Raw genomic sequence first — 16,758 nt, forward strand, 5'->3', positions numbered from 1 at the left:
CGCCGCCAAGAAAATATCAGCAAGGCGGCCGATGGCGAGAAACGCTCGATGCTTGACAAGACGGACGATATTTCGGTCGCCGCCGACAATTGGCTTGTGCAGTTCGAAGATGCGTTGGCCAGCCCCGACGATGTGCTGCTGAAGCCGCTGTTCCATCCCGACAGCTACTGGCGCGACGTGCTGGCGCTGAGCTGGAACATCCAGACCGTCAATCGGGCCTTCGCAATCATCGGGGAGCTGCCGGCGCATGCGCGTCACAGCGCGCCGCATGACTTCCGCATCGATGCCGCGCGCGCGGCGCCACGCCGGGTGACGCGCGCCGGCACCCATGCGATCGAGGCGATCTTCAAATTCGAGACGGCGGTTGGCCGCGGCCACGGCATCATGCGACTGATCCCCGATGCCGCTGACGACGATCGCCTGAAGGCCTGGACCTTGCTGACGACGCTCGAGGAGCTGAAGGGTTTTGAGGAGCAGCAGGGCCACACCAGGCCGCGCGGACAGGCCTATTCGCGCGACTTCCGCGGCCCCAACTGGCTCGACCTGCGCAAGGCATCCGCCGAATATGCCGACCGCGACCCAGATGTGCTGGTGGTCGGCGGCGGACAGGCCGGGCTTGCGATCGCCGCGCGGCTGCAACAGCTCAAGATCGACACGCTGATCGTCGACCGCGAGGCGCGCGTCGGCGACAATTGGCGCAAGCGCTATCACGCGCTGACCCTGCACAACCAAGTGCAGGTCAATCACCTGCCCTACATGCCGTTCCCGCCGAACTGGCCGACCTACATCCCGAAGGACAAGCTCGCCAACTGGTTCGAATCCTATGTCGACGCCATGGAGCTGAACTTCTGGACCGGCACGGAATTTGTCGGCGGCAGCTATGACGACGCGGAAGGGCGTTGGAGTGTCGAGTTGCGCCGCGCCGACGGCACGACACGGACAATGCAGCCGCGCCATGTCGTGATGGCGACCGGCGTCAGCGGCATTCCCAACTTGCCCGACATCCCGGGCCTGAAGAATTTTTCCGGCAAGGTCATGCATTCCAGCCGCTACGAGGACGGCGAGAGCTGGACCGGCAAGAGCGCGCTCGTGATCGGCACCGGCAACAGCGGCCACGACATCGCGCAGGATCTGCATTCCTCCGGCGCCGACGTCACGCTGGTTCAGCGCTCCTCGACGCTGATCACCAATATCGAGCCGTCGGCGCAGCTTGCCTATGCCGCCTACAATGAAGGTACGCTGGAGGACAATGATCTGATCGCGACCTCGATGCCGCTTGTGCTCGCCAAGCGCAGCCATGTGCTGATGACCGAGCAGTCGAAGCAACTCGACAAGCCGCTGCTCGACGGCCTCGCGCGCAAGGGCTTCAAGCTCGATTTCGGCGATGGCGGCACCGGCTGGCAGTTCAAATACCTGACCCGCGGCGGCGGCTACTACTTCAACGTCGGCTGCTCCGATCTCGTCGCGAGCGGTGCGGTCGCCCTGCAGCAATTCGCCGACATCGAGACCTTCGTAAGCGAGGGCGCGCGGCTGAAGAACGGCGAGATCGTTGCCGCCGACCTGATCGTGCTCGCGACCGGCTACCGGCCGCAGGAAGAGCTGGTGAAGAAACTGTTCGGCGAGGCGATGGCCGCGCGCGTCGGCCCGATCTGGGGCTTTGGCGACGGCCAGGAGCTGCGCAACATGTACACCCGCACGCCGCAGCCCGGCCTGTGGTTCATCGCCGGCAGCCTCGCGCAATGCCGCATCAACTCGCGCTATCTCGCATTGCAGATCAAGGCGATCGAGGAAGGCCTGTTGCCGCGCGACGTCGGACCGCGGGCGGGCTTTTCATAGAAACCTGCCGTCGTTCCGGGATGCGCGAAGCGCGGACCCGGAACCGCGAGATTCCGGGTTCGATGCTGCGCATCGCCCCGGAATGACGATCTTGGGGAGACATCTTATGCCAATCACCCTCGGCACCGGCGAACACCGCTATCGCGTGGTGGAGAACTTCGCAAAGCTCCCCGACGGCTGGAGCCTGACGGATGTCGCCTCCGTCGCCGTCGACAGCAAGGACCGCGTCTATGTCTTCAACCGCGGCAACCATCCGATGGTGGTGCTCGACCGCGAGGGGAATTTCATCAAGAGCTGGGGCGAAGGCGTGTTCTCGCGCGCCCACGGCCTGCACATCGACGCCGACGACAATCTCTATTGCACCGATGACGGCGACCACACCGTGCGCAAGTGTTCAACCGACGGCAGGGTGGTGCTGACGATCGGCATCCCGAACAAGCCGGCGCCGTTCATGAGCGGCGAGCCGTTCCATCGCTGCACCCATACCGCGCTGTCGCCGAAGGGCGAGATCTATGTCTCCGATGGCTACGGCAATGCCTGTGTCCACAAATACACGCCGGATGGCAGGCTGATCAAGACCTGGGGCGAGCCCGGCACCGATCCCGGCCAGTTCAACATCGTGCACAACATCGCGACCGACGCCGATGGCTGGGTCTACGTCGCCGACCGCGAGAACCACCGCGTCCAGGTGTTCGACGGCAACGGCAGATACGAGACGCAGTGGAACAACCTGCACCGGCCCTGCGCGCTGTGCTGCTGCGGCGGCGGCAAGCAGCCGAACTTCGTGATCGGCGAGCTCGGCCCCGGCATGGCCGTCAATCGCAAGGTGCCCAATCTCGGCCCGCGGCTGTCGATCGTGGATCACACCGGAAAGCGCATCGCGCGGCTCGGCGGCGAACAAGGCCCCGGCATCGAGACCGGAAAATTCCTGGCGCCGCACGGCATCGCGCTGGATTCCCGCGGCGACATCTATGTCGGCGAGGTCGGCGTCACCGACTGGAAGACCAGCTTTCCGGACACCGAGATGCCGGCCGCGGTGCGCGTGACGCGGTGCCTGCAGAAGCTGGAGAAGGTTTAGATTCAGTCTCCCACCGTCACTCCATCACCGTCACCCTGAGGAGCGCGCATCGCGCGCGTCTCGAAGGGTCGATGGCCCGGCCGTGGCCGTGCATCCTTCGAGACGCCGCTTCGCGGCTCCTCAGGATGACGGGTCGAAAAGCGCTCCCGCGCAATCAAATCTCGCCGATCACCTCGCGGCGGCGCTGCTCGGATTCTTCCGCATAGCGCCGCATGGCGTGCGCTTCGGTGAGCAGGCCGATCGGCCGCCGGTCGCCGTCGCCCCCGACCACGGCGAGCGATTCCGCTTCGGCCGCGTCGAACACCGCGATCGCCTCCTGCACGTTCATGCCGGGATGCAGCACCACGTCGGCGTAGCGCAGAATGCCGGCAAGCCCCTTGTCGGCCTCGAGATCCGGCGCGTGCGCTTCGGCGACCAGCGCAAGCCCCGCGTAGTGCCCCTCGCCGTCGACCGCGACGACCTGGGTCTTCGAGCCCGGCGGGAATTCCTCGCGGAACGTCTCGATCGGCATCGCGGCGTTCACCGTCGTCATGTCCTGCCGCATCATCTTGCCGACCGTGAGATCGCGGATCCAGCCGATATCGGCGGCGCTGCGGATGGTCTCGCCGCGCAGATGCAAACGCCAGGTCGCGAACGAATAGCCGAACAGCTCGCGCGTGATCGTGGTCGAGATGATGACCGCGACCAGCACCGCGGTCGTGAGCCAGAGGTTGCCGGTGGATTCCAGCGCGATGAACGACATCGTGAGCGGGCCGCCGATCACCGAGGCCGACAGCGCGCTCATGCCGATCACCGCATAGGCGTTGGGGTCGAGGTTCAACCCCGGCCACACGATGTCGACGCCGGCCGCGAACAGCCGGCCGCCGAGCGCACCCATGAACAACGTGGCGAAGAACAATCCGCCGCGGAAGCCCGAGCCGAGCGAGACGATCGAGGCCACCGCCTTCAGCGCGAACACGGCGGCGATGAAGGCAAGCGGCATCGCCACGATGCCGGCGAAGCGCAGCGCGCCGTGGCCCGACGACATCACCTGCGGCGTGAGTAGCGCCATCGCGCCGACCGCAAGCCCGCCGAGCGCCGGCCGCAGCGGCGGCCACAGCCGGCTCTTGGTCAGCAGCGCCTCGCACAGCGTGACCCCGCGCATGATCGCGATCCCGGTCAGCGCCGCGACCATGCCGAGCAGCGCGGCGATCGCAAGATCCCGTCCGAGCACATCGCCGACGGTTCCGACGCCGACGCCGAGCGGCAGCGGCTCGAAGGCATGGGCGACGAAGTAGCCGGTCACCGCCGCCACGCCGACCGGGGTCAGGCTGGCCGGCGTATAGCCACCGATCACAAGTTCGAAAGCGTAGAACGCGCCCGCCAGCGGCGCGCTGAACGCGCCGGCGATCGCCGCCGCCGCGCCGCAGCCGACCATGATTCGCTGGTCGTTGCGGCGAAGGTGAAAGCCGCGGCCGAGCGATGCGGCGAGGCCGCTGGAGAGCTGGGTATAGCCGGCCTCGAGCCCGACCGAGCCGCCGACGCCGCTCGACCAGATCGTCTGCAGCGCCACGATCACGCTGCCGCGGAACGACATCCGCCCGCCATAAAGCGCGTTGGCTTCGATCGGGTCGATTTCGCGGGCCGGCCGGACCCGGAGCAACAGAAGGAACGCAAATCCCAGCAGCAGGCCGCCGATCGTGGGAACCACGAGCGCGCGCACGGGATCGATGCTGGGCTGGCTCGACAACCGGTCGCCGAGCGGCAGATTGAACAGCACCGAATGCAGCACCGTGACGAGGCCGCTCATGACCGCCACCACGAGGCCGCCAATGGCTCCGATCAGCACCGCCAGCACCACAAGGCTCGTCTCGTGCGCGCGCACGAACGCGCGCAACCGGCGCGGCGCCTCGAGATAGCTTGAGGTCGTGGTCATCGGCAGGGTCCGTCACTGGCCGACAGGGCCTTGCGGCTCCCTTTACGGGCCTCGCGGGCGGGAGGCAATCGGGGCAGGAACATGGCAGGGCGCGGCGGATAAGCCGCTCATTGCTCTTCACAATCCCGTCACGCTGCCTGTAGTATGTGAGTGCATGCTGCTTCGCAGCTAATGGGAGTCAGGAGCGTTATTTGAACGCACATGTCTCGCAAGGCGGTTGGCCGGTGCTGGTCTTGAATGCGGACTTCCGGCCGCTGAGTTATTACCCGCTGTCGCTCTGGTCCTGGCAGGACGCGATCAAGGCGGTGTTCCTCGATCGTGTCAACATCGTCGAATATTACGACCGGGCGGTACGAAGTCCGTCCTTCGAAATCCAGCTGCCGAGCGTTGTATCCCTCAAGTCCTTCGTCAAGCCGACCACCCACCCCGCCTTCACCCGGTTCAACGTTTTCCTGCGCGACCGATTCAGCTGCCAGTATTGCCTGTCGGGCGACGATCTCACCTTCGATCACATCATTCCGCGCAGCAAGGGTGGCCAGACCACCTGGGAGAACGTCGTCGCCGCCTGCTCGCCCTGCAATTTGCGCAAGGGCAATCTGACGCCGCAGCAGGCCAAGATGTTTCCGAAGCAGACGCCTTACGCTCCGACCGTGCATCAGCTGCATCGCAACGGCCGGCTGTTTCCGCCGAACTATCTGCACGAGAGCTGGCTCGATTATCTCTACTGGGATACTGAGCTCGATCCGTAGACCGCGTTGGCGCGCCTCGTCCTCACAGCGAATGCAAGCCGTACTGCTATGGTTTGGAATCAGGTGGGTCGTTTGGTGAGCGCTGCCTCGCCCTCCTCGCGGCCGGGAACGCTGACGTGAACCTCGTGCCCCATCCTGATCGCCAGTGCCGCGGCGGCCACCGCCGATTCGAATGCAGCTTCCTTGGTGGCGTATCCGCCGTTGAGATTGCCGTCGTGCAGGACGCCCCATTCCTCGCCGGCCGCGATCACCGCATATTGAGCCAATCCCATCGTCTCCTCCTTGCGCCAGCGGCGCTGCGACAGGTCTCATTCCGCTTGTATCTCTCGCGGACGACCTCCCCGCCGGCCTGCACCGTGCGCCTGCTGCGAAAATGGTGCTGAAGCACGCCGAAGATCAAAGCGGTCAGCTGGCGAGCCGTTTGGCGACGGCAATGGCTTCATCGCGGTCGGTAACCGGCTGGCCGGTTGCATCGATCACGCGCTCATCATTCACAATCGCGAAGTGAAAGGCGGGCATTCGCTATCTCCGCGCATCACTGCGTATTCGATTCATGCCACTTTTCCAGGTCCGGCTTCTCGTCTCCGGAGCGCTTCGCGTCTCCGGAGCGCTGCTCCTTTTCCGGGTTTCCCTTCCACGGCTTGTCGGTTTGCGCGTGGGAACCCCAGTCGCTCGGGCGTCCGGAATCCGGCGTGACAGGCTTTCTGTTCATGACAATCTCCTCAGGAACAGAAGCTTCTGTATCCCGATGCGTTCCTAACCGGCCGCGCTCAAGATCCGCTCGCAACCGACCATAACCAGCGCATCAAGGTCGATCGTGCAGCAGTATTGACGCTCCCTCACGCAGGATCGCATTTGCGTGATCATCCGCGATGTTCGGAGCTATATAGTTGTAGCCTAATAGTTCGCATCCTATCTAATTCGCATGCCGCCTTCGCAGTCCCATATCCATGCCGAGATCGGCCGCCTGGTGACCAGGCTCGCCCGGATCTGGCGCCGCGAGTCGGATCAGGCCTTGTCCGACCACGGCCTGTCCTACGCGACGGCGATTCCGCTGCTGGTGCTGTCGCACCAGGGGGAAACCGTCCGGCAGGGCGTGCTGGCCGACGAACTGGGCATCGAGGGGCCTTCACTGGTGCGGCTGATCGATCTGCTCCAGTCCGAAGGCTTCGTCGAGCGCCGCGAGGACCCGACCGACCGGCGCGCCAAGACGCTTCATCTCACCGCGACCGGCGAAGCCAAGGTCGAGGAGATCAACCGGGTGCTGCGCCGCGTGCGGGCCAGCCTGCTGAAGGATATCGGCAGCGCGGAACTTGCGGTAACCTTCGAGACGCTGCAGCTCATCGAGCAGCGGGCGAGCCGCCTGCAGGGCGCCAGGACTACGCCAGCCAAGACAGTTCCAGAGGCGAAATAGTCATGCGCGCGGAAGAGTCGTTCCTGGTCCGCCACGCGGACCTCGTCTTCGCGTTGAAGACGTTCGCGGCGTCGATGCTGGCGCTTGTCATCGCCCTGGCGATCGATCTGCCGCGCCCCTATTGGGCGATGGCGACGGTCTATATCACGTCGCAACCGCTGGCCGGCGCGACCAGCTCGAAGGCGTTCTTCCGCGTGATCGGCACCCTGGTCGGCGCGAGCGTCACGGTCGCCCTGGTGCCGAACCTGGTCAATGCGCCGGAACTGCTGTCCCTCGCGATCGCGCTCTGGGTCGGGCTCTGCCTTTATCTGTCGCTGCTCGACGGCACGCCGCGCAGCTATGTCTTCATGCTGGGCGGATATACCGTCGCACTGATCGGCTTTCCGTCGGTGGCCGACCCGGGCAGCATCTTCGATGTCGCGCTGGCACGGGTCGAGGAAATCTCGCTCGGCATCATCTGCGCGAGCGTGGTGTCGACGGTGGTGTTTCCCCGCAGCGTCGCGCCGGCGGTCGGCGGCCGCGTCAGGAGCTGGCTGTCGGATGCGCGCCGCCTGTCCCGCGACGTGCTGCTTGACCGCGGGACCAGCGAGACGCGCCGGGCCCAACGCCTTCGTCTTGCAACCGACATCGTCGAGATCGATACGCTGGCGACCCATGTCGCCTATGACCGGCTGGCCGACGTCGGCACCGTGCGCGGCCTCGGTGAGGTCCGGCTGCGCATGCTGATGCTGTTGCCGATCATCACCTCGATCGAAGACCGGCTTGCCGCACTCGGCGAGGCGGCGCTGCAGAAGCAACCGGAGCTACGGCGCCTGATCGAGGATCTCGCCGCATGGATTGTGGACGAGGATCGCCAGCGGCAATCCGGCGAGCAGATCCGCGCTGCAATCGCCGAGCGGCAATCCGCGCTCGACGGTGTCGCGCCGCGGGAGCGCATCATCACGATCAGCCTGCTGCTCCGGCTGCGCGAGCTTGTCGACATCTCGGCCGACTGCCGCGCAATAGGTGATGCGATTGCCGCGGGCCGGGACATCTCCACTGTCCCGCTGGCATTCCATCCGGAGTCGGGGGCAGCGCCGGTCCGGCATCGCGACCACGGCATGGCGCTATGGTCCGCTGCGGGGGCGGCGGTCGCCATCCTGATCTGCTGCGGCCTGTGGATTGCGACCGGCTGGCCGGATGGCGCCTCGGCGCCGATGATGGCGGCGGTCGCCTGCTCGTTCTTCGCCGCGCAGGACGAGCCGGCGCGCAGCATCCGGGCCTTCGGGCTGTTTTCGCTGGTCGCGATCGTCGTCGTCGCGATCTACCAGTTCGCGCTGGTGCCGGGCATCTCCCACGTCGAGGTCCTGATCGCCGCGCTGGCGCCGACATTTCTCCTGTACGGTTTTTTGATCGCACGGCCCAAAACCGCGCCGATCGGCATGGCGCTCGCCGCCAACACCGCGACGCTGCTCGCGCTGCAATCGACCTACAGCGCGGATTTCGCCAGTTTCGCCAACACGTCGGTCGCCTTCTTCCTCGGCGTTGTAATCGCGGAGATCGTGACGCGGATCGCGCGCGGCGTCGGCGCCGAATGGATCGCCAAGCGGCTGATGACGTCGAGCTGGCAGACGCTCGCGGTCGCCGCCGAGCGGCGCGGCCACGGTGATCGCGCGCAGTTTGCCGGCCTGATGCTGCATCGCCTCGGGCTATTGGTCCAGCGGATCGCCTTCATCTCCGAGAGCGACCGCCGCGATGCCGACAGCCTGGTCCAGCTGCGCATCGGGCTCAACATCATCGACCTCAGGCGGGCGCGTTACGGCCTCGCCGCATTGACCGTGCGTGCCATCGACGACATGCTGGACGACCTCGCGGCGGCGTTTCGCGCCCATGCGAACGAGGCAATGCCCGCCGAACTGCTGTCCTGCATCGATGCAGCGCTGACTGCGGTCGTCAAGGATCCCAATGAGCGCGCGCGGGACGATGCGTTGCTCGGCCTTGTCGGCATCCGCCGCGGCCTGTTTCCGGATGCGCCCGCCTATCGATCGCAGCCCGAGGAGAGTTTTGCCGCATGAGATATGAGCTCGACATTTACGGCGTGCTCGTTCCGGCGCTGCTGCTGTGGCTCATCGTTGCCTATGCGCTGAGCGCGGTGGTGAGCCGGGTCATGCAGCGCTTCGGGTTCTACCGGCTGGTCTGGCATCGCGCGCTGTTCAATTTCGCCCTGTATGTATGCCTGCTCGGCGTCGTGGTCTATCTTTCGGAGTTTCTGCCATGAAAGGGAATTTCGCCTGGCTCGGTCGGGTTGCGCTGACCGCGATCGCCGTCATCGCCGCGCTCGCGGTCGCGCGTGCGCTCTGGGTCTACTATATGGAGTCGCCATGGACCCGCGACGGCAGGGTTCGCGCCGACATTGTGCAGGTTGCCCCCGACGTATCCGGCTTCGTCACCGACGTGCTGGTCAAGGACAATCAGGCGGTGCATCGCGGCGACATCCTGTTCCGGATCGATCGCGCACGCTTTGCCCTGGCACTGAAGCAGGCCGACGCGGCGGTCGCCGGCCATCGCGCGACATTGGATCAGGCCGACGCCGACCTCAAGCGCTACAGCTCGCTGACCACCGATGCGGTGTCGCAGCAGAAGCAGGAGCAGGTTCTGGCGACGCAGCTGCAGGCCAAGGCGGCCTATGACCAGGCGGTCGCCGACCGCGCCGTCGCGCAGCTCAACCTGGATCGCAGCGAGGTGCACGCTTCGGTCAACGGCACCATCACCAATATGGACCTGCGGCCGGGCGCCTACGTCACCGCGGGCAAGGGCGTGATGGCCCTGGTCGACACCGATACGCTGCATGTGGAAGGCTATTTCGAGGAGACCAAGCTCGCGCGCATCCGCGTCGGCGACAAGGCGCAGATCCGGCTGATGGGCGAGCCGGTGCGGCTCACCGGACATGTCGAGAGCATTGCGGCCGGCATCGAGGATCGAGACCGCGCGGCAGGCGCGAGCCTGCTCGCGAACGTCAATCCGACCTTCAGCTGGGTTCGGCTGGCACAGCGCATCCCCGTGCGCATCGCGCTGGATCACCTGCCGGATCGCATCGCGCTGGTCGCCGGCCGTTCGGCGACGGTCGAGATCATGGATTAGCCGGCTGGCCGGGCCGCTACGACAGCATCGGGCCGGCCCGCTTGCTGCAGCTCGGTCGGCCGCACTCGGCTATCGCACGCCGTAGCGTGTGAAATCGTCGCCGATGCTGCCCTGGATCGCCTTGGCCGCCGCCATGTCGATATTGCCGCCGGCCTTGTCGCCCTGCTTCAACTTCGCCAGGCCGCGTCCATAAAGTGCGCTTGCGAGCTTGGGATCGATGCGAAGTGCGGAGCTGTAGTCGGCAATCGCCGCGCCAAGCTCGCCGGTCTTCAGATAGATCAGGCCACGCGAGTCATACGTCGCGGCGTTGGCGGGCCCCGATTGAAGGGCCTTGTTGCAATCCTCCAGCGCCGCCTGCAATTCGCCAAGGATGGCCCGGCTCCAGCAGCGTCCGCTCCACACCCCGTCCAGGTTCGGCTTGAGGCGAATGGCCTCATCGTAGTCCTGCGCCGCGCGCGCAAAATCGTTCTGCTTCAAATAGGCGCCGGCGCGATTGGCGAAGGCCTCCCCGTAATTCGGGTTGAGCCTGATCGCCTGATCGAAGGCGTCGGTCGCGCGATCGTATTCGCGCTTCCTGAGATAGGCCACGCCGCGGTTGTTGAACGGCTTGGTGTAGGTCGGATTGAGCTCGATCGATCGATCAAAATCCCGGATGGCGCCGTCGTAGTCCCCCTTGGCAGCGTAGGCGTTGCCACGGTTGTTGTAGGCGATCGCGAGGCCGGCAGGGGTCATGTCCTGACCCGCATCGATCAGCGCCGTGCAGGCAGCAACGCGCGCGTCGGCCGGTGTGCGATCGAGGCCGCTGCACAATCCGATAGTACGGAGATAGCTGTCCTTCTTCGGGTTCTGCGCGACCGCCGGCAACGCGGGGAGCATCGCAACGAGAAGCGATGTCAGGCTGACAATTGCGCCGGCGCTTGCACGAAGTTTCATATCGGGCCTTGCTTGCACGAAACGGGCTGCGCCTGGCCTAGCACCCTCGACAGATGTTTGGATTGAACTTGTGGAGGGTATTTTGCTCAGGTTGCTGCGGCTTTCGTGTCCCGACCTTCCTGACCTTGCTCTTGCCCTCTTCAACGAGCGTGGCGAACTTCACCGTTCCATCGTCCGATATCTCGATGCGTGGCGTGGTGCCTCGAATGCCCATCGTTGCCACGGGGGTGTCGATCTTCATGTCGCCGGTCTTTGCAATGTTGCCGGCAACGAAGGTGAAGGTCCCGTTGGTCAGTTTGAGCAAGGTCGAGTTCGACTTGCCGTTCGGGTCGTACACGAACTCGGTCATCGCCATCTTGGCGTTGCTCGACAGATTGAACGAAGTGCCGTCGGAGAAATTGATCCCGACGCGTCCGTCAGCTCCAGTTTGCACCACGTCGCCCAGATAAACGGGGTCGCCAACCTGCGCCTGAGGCAATTTGCCGGGCAACCCTGCCTGAACGACGACTGCATTCGGATGCTCGATCGTGACCGAACCGGTGGCGGCGACGACCCTTCCGATGAATTTCAATTGAATATTGTCGACCGCGGGCTGGGCCGGTTCGGTTTGCGCCTGCACCTGGCCGGGCGTGAGCGTTGCGAGCGCCAGGACGAAGCTTGCAAGCAATTGAACAATCAAATGAATACGCACGATCCCCTCCTCGAGAAGGTCTTGTCGTGTCGTGGCTCGATGGGTGGTCGGGACCGCCGGGCCGAGACTGCAGGACCTTGAGTGCCAGACGAGTTGTCGCGGACAGGCCTAAATGCCTGACGCAGTTCGACTAAAAATTAATAAGTGGACAATTTGCATGGTAATCATACTATTAATTTTGTGGGGCTGCACGCGCGATAAAGGACAACTGTTCTGTCCTTTTCGTAGGGCTCCCCCATAGTATTGGAATTCCATTTTTACTGCCGAATTTGGTTTCAATCAGGACGTTTCAGCGGACAAGCCTATGGCTGACGGCACGGGGTTTTTCGCCGCGTGGCCGAACCAAGCCAAAATAAAAAGACTGCGGCGCCACCTTCCGCTCGAACTGCCTAACAGGCAAAAAGCCAATGTTTGTTGCGTCCGGCGTAGAGTTCGGGGACGCGTGCATGGCCGTTTTGGGCCAGCCGCCCCGTGTGGTTGGCACTGTTTGGACGACGATCGGTTGCGGCACGATCGCGCGTGCCCGCGGCGTACCGATTCAAATCGTAGCTGGCGATCCCGTTCGCCAGGGTGACGTCATCGAGGTCGGAACCGGCGGGCAGATCGAAATCCGCCTGGTCGATGGCAGGCTGCTCAATTTGCCGGCCGGCACCCGGCTGGAATTGGGCGACATCGCGCAAGCCCCCGGTGGGAGCTTGCGGCCGGGCCCGTTCGCGAAAGCCAGAAGCCTCTTCCGCCTCATCGGCAGCCGGCTGGCAGGATCTGCCGTCCTGACGGCTGACACACCGGTTGGCACCATCCGGGCCAGCGGCCTCGGCATGCTGTCGTTGGCCGCCCTGACTTTCTCGCTGCTGGAGGACGCCCGCGCCGCGGAGCCGAACGTCACGTTCCTGGACGACGACAGCATCAAATACAAGGACCTCCACCACGGCGTGTTCGAGCTCGTGACCAAGGAGGCGATCCCCCGTCATATCATCGTCGAGGATCCCGAAGAGACGATCATTCTGAGCAGAAGAGGATCCTCCGTCGGCGTGAACCATGCCACGAATTCCCCTGCGCACATGGAGGAATTACGGGAGGCCCAACAGGAGACGCTTGCCTATTTCGAGAAAGGACCGGCATCGAAAGGGTCCGGCATGCCCGCTCTCGAAGGGGGCCAGCTGCTGTTGCCGATCAATTTTATTCAGCAGTCCCCGCTGTCGCCGGTGCAAGATACGCTCGGGCCGCTGCCGGTCGCGATCTTCGCGAAAAATGATCTCTTCAAGCTGCCGCCGACTCCGCCGAAGCTGAACCTCGGATCGGGGCCGACTGAAATCGATACGGTGATATTTGACGATTTCAATGCGGCGAACGGGACCTTTTCCGCGAGCAGCATCAAGGGCGGCGCGCTGAAATTCGGCATCAGCGGAGGCGCCACAGGCGATACGGTGCTGGGACAGGCGACCTACGACGTGTCGAGCGTCGGTACATTTGGCACGCTCTATCTCAACAGTGCCACCGGAAACTACACCTTCGTTCCAAACAATACTGCAATCAACGCGCTGAAGGCCAACACGACCCAGAGCTTCGTGATCACGGTCTCGGACGGCTCGCTCTCGGCCAGCGAGAGCTTCAACATCAGCATCCTCGGCGCCGATGACGCGTCCATCATCTCCGGCACCAAGGCCGGCTCGGTGGTGGGCGCGGTCGGCGTCAGTCATGCCTCGCCCGGCCTGCTCATCGCACAGGGCACGCTCACCGACACCGATGTCGACGATCCCGTCAATACCTTCACCGCCGTGAACGTGCCGACGACAAGCGTTGGTGGCTACGGCACATTCACGCTGACAACGGCCGGGGTGTGGACCTATACGCTCGACAACGCCAACAGCTCCGTGCAAGCCTTCCATGTCGGCGACGCGCTGACCGACAGCTTCACGGTGACCACGATAGGGGGTACCCCGCAGACGGTGACGCTCGTCATCCATGGCCCCTTGATCGGGATCGGAACGGCGCCATCGCTGACGTTGAGCGAGACCCATCTGACAGCGACGACGCTGGACGACAACATCGCCGGCTCGGTACCGGACGCCGCGCTGACGACGAGCTCGGGCGAGTTCTCGGCGGCATTCGTCACCGCACCGGGTCTGACGGTCAGCTACGCACTGACGATCACCGGCGGCAACGGTACGGCGTCAGGGCTGATCGACTCGCACACCGGCCTCGCTGACCTGCTGGTTCTGAACGGCAACACCATCGAAGGCCATGTCGGTACGGCTAGCGGGGCGCTCGCGTTCACCATCACGGTTGACCCGGCCACGGGCCGCGTGACCTTCGTCGAGCACCGCGCCGTCGAACAATCGTCGGGCACCAGCCCTGACAGCGGCGAAGGGATCGCGCTGGGGACCGGCCTCGTCAACCTGATCGCGACGGTCACGGAGAGCGACGGCCAGTACCAGGATCTCAGCATCGATCTCGGCAAGCAGCTGACGATCACGGACGATGGCCCGCGCATCGAGGCGGCGGGCACCGCCCCGTCGCTGACGCTGAGCGAGACGCATCTGACGGCAACGGCGCTGGATGACCACATCGCCGGCTCGGCACCGGACGCGGCGTTGACGACGACTTCCGCCGATTTCTCGACGGCGTTCACTTCGGTGCAAGGCGCCGATGGCGCGACCATCCGCTACGCGCTGACGATCACCGGCGGCAACGGCACGGCGTCGGGGCTGATCGACTCGCATACCGGCCTCGCCGACCTGCTGGTTCTGAACGGCAACACGATCGAAGGCCGCGTCGGCGCGACCAACGGCACACTGGCATTCATCATCACGCTCGATCCGGCCACGGGACGTGTCACCTTCACCGACTACCGGCCGGTGGAGCAGCCGCTCGGCACCAGCCCGGACAGCGGCGAAGCCGTCTCGCTGGCCGCGGGCATCGTGAGCCTGAACGCCACGATCACGGACAAGGACGGCGACTTCCAGAGCGCCAGCCTCGACCTCGGCAGCAGCCTAAGCATCAGCGACGATGGCCCCTGCATCCGGGCCAATTGCAACGCTCCGTCGCTCACGCTGAGCGAGACGCACCTGACGGCAACGGCGCTGGACGACCACGTCGCGGGCTCGGCGCCGGATGCGGCGCTGACGAAAATTTCCGCCGATTTCTCGACGGCGTTCACTTCGTTCCAGGGCGCCGACGGCGCGACGACTCACTATGCACTGACGATCAACGGAGGTGACTGCACCCCATCCGGTCTGATCGATTCGCATACCGGCTGCTCCGACGTGCTGGTTCTGAACGGCAACACCATCGAAGGCCATGTCGGCACAGCGAGCGGGGCGCTGGCATTCACCATCGCGGTTGATCCGGTCACGGGATGCGTCACCTTCACCGAATATCGCGCGGTGACGCATCCGTCCTGCGCCGGCCCTGACAGTGGCGAAGCCGTGTCGCTGACCGCCGGCGTCGTAAGCCTGGTTGCCACCATCACGGACAAGGACGGCGACTTCCAGAGCGCGTGCATCGACCTCGGCAAGCAACTGACGATCACGGACGATCACCCGACCATTTGCGGCTTCCCGGAGACCTTCGTCGCCGCTCAGGACCATCAGACTGCGACAGGCACCTACGATATCAATTTCGGCGCGGATGGCGATGCCGCGATGTTCGTTGCCGTCCACAACGGTCCAGTCGGTTGCACGGGATATGATCTGGCCACGTCATGTCTGGGCAACGGCATTACCGCGGTGCACGTCACCGGACATGGCGATGATTACAGCTTCTACTATACGACCCATGAGGTGGGCGGCGGCGTCGAACTCGACGCGTATCTTGCTGATTGCGGCGGCAGGCTGGACGATCCTTATTTCAAATTGCTGATCGATCCGGATGGAACCTTCTGCTTTGATCTCGAGCACGCCGGGCCGTCGAAGGACGTCACCGTCAGCGGCTCCGATTTTGATGCCCCGATCTGCGGCACGCCGTCATTGACTGCTCCGGACGGACAGCTGGTGATTACCGGATCCGACTGCGCCGGCCATCCGCTCGATGTCAAGGCATCGGACTGCGGTATCGCAGTCGGCGATAGTGGACTGCAAATGGACCCGGCCGAGCAGTTGAATCTCGCCTTCACCGAGAAACAATCGCAGGTCAGCTTCAATCTCACGGAATGGCAGGGCTACGGCACCGCCGGTGTGATCCTGAAGGTTCTTGATGGCAGCGCCGACGTTCACGACTTCTGCATCGACGTGCCCAGGCCGCTCTGCGGCAGCGCCAGCTTCGTGGTCCAGGAGACATCGGATGCTTCGCTGATCGACACCTACGCCTTTGATGCCACGACGACGACGTACACGCTTTACGTTGACAGGTCGTTTAATCAAGTCCAGGTCGACTACGATCGGGTGGAAGCCGGGTGTCCCACCTTCGCGGTCAACAACATCAGCTATACCGAAAAGACGAGCATCAATGCGGACCTGCTGTTCGATGTGACGGCGGTCGATGCGGACGGCGATTCGGCCACGACCAACCTTCAGGTCGATATTCAGTGCCACACGGCGGTAATGGACGCCTTCATATTTGCCGCCAGCCCGGACAGCCCCGCGCCGCCGGTCGGCGCCAGCGCTCCAGCGCCCGACGTTAGTCCGATGTCAACGAGTAGCCACGAGGACGCGGCGTTGTCTCTGGCCGTGTTGCCCTTTGTAGACGGCGGAGCGTCCGGGCAGTCTTTTCATTTTGCGGAGGAGCTTCCGAGCCTTGAACAGCAGGGAGCTTCGTCCCCTTCACAATTCGATCAAAGCCCAACGTGGTTCGGTCACGACGACTCCGCCGGATTTCAGCTGGCGCAAGGAGTTGCAGCTGGTGGAACGCCGGCAATGGGGCCGGCTATCCCGGCACAAACAGATTTCTTCCCGGACCATACGCCGGACACCGTCGTGACCCATCCGCTACACGATCTGATCATGTAGCGATCCCTTCGTTAGCAATCCCTTGGGCGCGTGGCCGGCACTCCGGCCCGCGTCGGACGTTGACGCGGACCAGAAC

General features: G+C 64.4%; 13 protein-coding genes. 8 read left to right on the forward strand and 5 right to left on the reverse strand.

Features of this window, described 5'->3' with window-relative positions:
* Positions 1–48 precede the first annotated feature (48 nt).
* Entirely contained in the window at positions 49–1,836 is a 1,788-nt protein-coding gene (locus XI02_RS40845) for an NAD(P)/FAD-dependent oxidoreductase (RefSeq protein WP_172646679.1), read from the forward strand.
* A gap of 106 nt (positions 1,837–1,942) precedes the next feature.
* Positions 1,943–2,914, forward strand: coding sequence for a peptidyl-alpha-hydroxyglycine alpha-amidating lyase family protein (locus XI02_RS40850; protein ID WP_172646678.1), 972 nt, complete (start codon positions 1,943–1,945; stop codon positions 2,912–2,914).
* A gap of 154 nt (positions 2,915–3,068) precedes the next feature.
* On the opposite strand, the gene XI02_RS40855 is transcribed toward XI02_RS40850, so the two are convergent.
* Positions 3,069–4,829 (reverse strand): chloride channel protein, encoded by a 1,761-nt coding sequence (locus tag XI02_RS40855; RefSeq protein WP_069280218.1) that lies wholly within the window; start codon positions 4,827–4,829, stop codon positions 3,069–3,071.
* Between the two features lie 191 nt (positions 4,830–5,020).
* Here XI02_RS40855 and XI02_RS40860 point away from each other — a divergent pair, with 191 nt between their 5' ends.
* Entirely contained in the window at positions 5,021–5,578 is a 558-nt protein-coding gene (locus tag XI02_RS40860) for an HNH endonuclease (protein WP_016845270.1), read from the forward strand.
* 59 nt (positions 5,579–5,637) lie between these two features.
* Here XI02_RS40860 and XI02_RS40865 read toward each other — a convergent pair whose 3' ends face one another.
* Together XI02_RS40865 and XI02_RS40870 are read right to left on the reverse strand one after the other, a co-directional pair.
* Entirely contained in the window at positions 5,638–5,850 is a 213-nt protein-coding gene (locus XI02_RS40865; RefSeq protein WP_026191889.1) for a hypothetical protein, read from the reverse strand.
* A gap of 263 nt (positions 5,851–6,113) precedes the next feature.
* On the reverse strand, positions 6,114–6,290 hold the full coding sequence (locus tag XI02_RS40870) for a hypothetical protein (RefSeq protein WP_016845267.1): 177 nt from the start codon (positions 6,288–6,290) through the stop codon (positions 6,114–6,116).
* Positions 6,291–6,503: 213 nt separating this feature from the next.
* On the opposite strand from XI02_RS40870, the gene XI02_RS40875 reads away from it, so the two are divergent.
* Genes XI02_RS40875 through XI02_RS40890 form a run of 4 tightly spaced genes read left to right on the forward strand, consistent with a single transcriptional unit; the run spans position 6,504 to position 10,112 of the window.
* Positions 6,504–6,992 (forward strand): MarR family winged helix-turn-helix transcriptional regulator, encoded by a 489-nt coding sequence (locus XI02_RS40875; protein WP_172646677.1) that lies wholly within the window; start codon positions 6,504–6,506, stop codon positions 6,990–6,992.
* 2 nt (positions 6,993–6,994) lie between these two features.
* A complete protein-coding gene (locus XI02_RS40880) occupies positions 6,995–9,046 on the forward strand; it encodes an FUSC family protein (protein WP_194483296.1) in 2,052 nt (683 codons plus the stop codon).
* On the forward strand, positions 9,043–9,249 hold the full coding sequence (locus tag XI02_RS40885) for a DUF1656 domain-containing protein (RefSeq protein WP_016845261.1): 207 nt from the start codon (positions 9,043–9,045) through the stop codon (positions 9,247–9,249). The genes XI02_RS40880 and XI02_RS40885 overlap by 4 nt, the downstream gene beginning before the upstream one ends.
* Positions 9,246–10,112: an HlyD family secretion protein gene (locus XI02_RS40890; RefSeq protein ID WP_194483297.1), complete on the forward strand. Its 867-nt coding sequence runs from the start codon at positions 9,246–9,248 to the stop codon at positions 10,110–10,112. The genes XI02_RS40885 and XI02_RS40890 overlap by 4 nt, the downstream gene beginning before the upstream one ends.
* 69 nt (positions 10,113–10,181) lie before the next feature.
* On the opposite strand, the gene XI02_RS40895 is transcribed toward XI02_RS40890, so the two are convergent.
* Together XI02_RS40895 and XI02_RS40900 are read right to left on the reverse strand one after the other, a co-directional pair.
* Positions 10,182–11,045, reverse strand: coding sequence for a tetratricopeptide repeat protein (locus tag XI02_RS40895; protein ID WP_172646675.1), 864 nt, complete (start codon positions 11,043–11,045; stop codon positions 10,182–10,184).
* A 37-nt stretch (positions 11,046–11,082) separates the two neighbouring features.
* The gene (locus XI02_RS40900) at positions 11,083–11,736 is read right to left on the reverse strand and encodes a FecR domain-containing protein (RefSeq protein ID WP_172646674.1); all 654 of its coding nucleotides are present in this window, start codon (positions 11,734–11,736) and stop codon (positions 11,083–11,085) included.
* Between the two features lie 446 nt (positions 11,737–12,182).
* Here XI02_RS40900 and XI02_RS40905 point away from each other — a divergent pair, with 446 nt between their 5' ends.
* The gene (locus XI02_RS40905) at positions 12,183–16,682 is read left to right on the forward strand and encodes a DUF5801 repeats-in-toxin domain-containing protein (protein WP_172646673.1); all 4,500 of its coding nucleotides are present in this window, start codon (positions 12,183–12,185) and stop codon (positions 16,680–16,682) included.
* Positions 16,683–16,758 lie beyond the last annotated feature (76 nt).

The sequence above is a fragment of the Bradyrhizobium sp. CCBAU 21365 genome (genome assembly GCF_015291305.1).
Classification (GTDB): Bacteria; Pseudomonadota; Alphaproteobacteria; order Rhizobiales; family Xanthobacteraceae; genus Bradyrhizobium; species Bradyrhizobium elkanii.

Coding starts and splice junctions, on each gene's coding strand:
- XI02_RS40845 (WP_172646679.1), top strand. CDS start 49: ATGCTTGACAAGACGGACGATATTTCGGTCGCCGCCGACAATTGGCTT.
- XI02_RS40850 (WP_172646678.1), top strand. CDS start 1,943: ATGCCAATCACCCTCGGCACCGGCGAACACCGCTATCGCGTGGTGGAG.
- XI02_RS40855 (WP_069280218.1), bottom strand. CDS start 4,829: ATGACCACGACCTCAAGCTATCTCGAGGCGCCGCGCCGGTTGCGCGCG.
- XI02_RS40865 (WP_026191889.1), bottom strand. CDS start 5,850: ATGGGATTGGCTCAATATGCGGTGATCGCGGCCGGCGAGGAATGGGGC.
- XI02_RS40870 (WP_016845267.1), bottom strand. CDS start 6,290: ATGAACAGAAAGCCTGTCACGCCGGATTCCGGACGCCCGAGCGACTGG.
- XI02_RS40875 (WP_172646677.1), top strand. CDS start 6,504: ATGCCGCCTTCGCAGTCCCATATCCATGCCGAGATCGGCCGCCTGGTG.
- XI02_RS40880 (WP_194483296.1), top strand. CDS start 6,995: ATGCGCGCGGAAGAGTCGTTCCTGGTCCGCCACGCGGACCTCGTCTTC.
- XI02_RS40885 (WP_016845261.1), top strand. CDS start 9,043: ATGAGATATGAGCTCGACATTTACGGCGTGCTCGTTCCGGCGCTGCTG.
- XI02_RS40890 (WP_194483297.1), top strand. CDS start 9,246: ATGAAAGGGAATTTCGCCTGGCTCGGTCGGGTTGCGCTGACCGCGATC.
- XI02_RS40895 (WP_172646675.1), bottom strand. CDS start 11,045: ATGAAACTTCGTGCAAGCGCCGGCGCAATTGTCAGCCTGACATCGCTT.
- XI02_RS40905 (WP_172646673.1), top strand. CDS start 12,183: ATGGCCGTTTTGGGCCAGCCGCCCCGTGTGGTTGGCACTGTTTGGACG.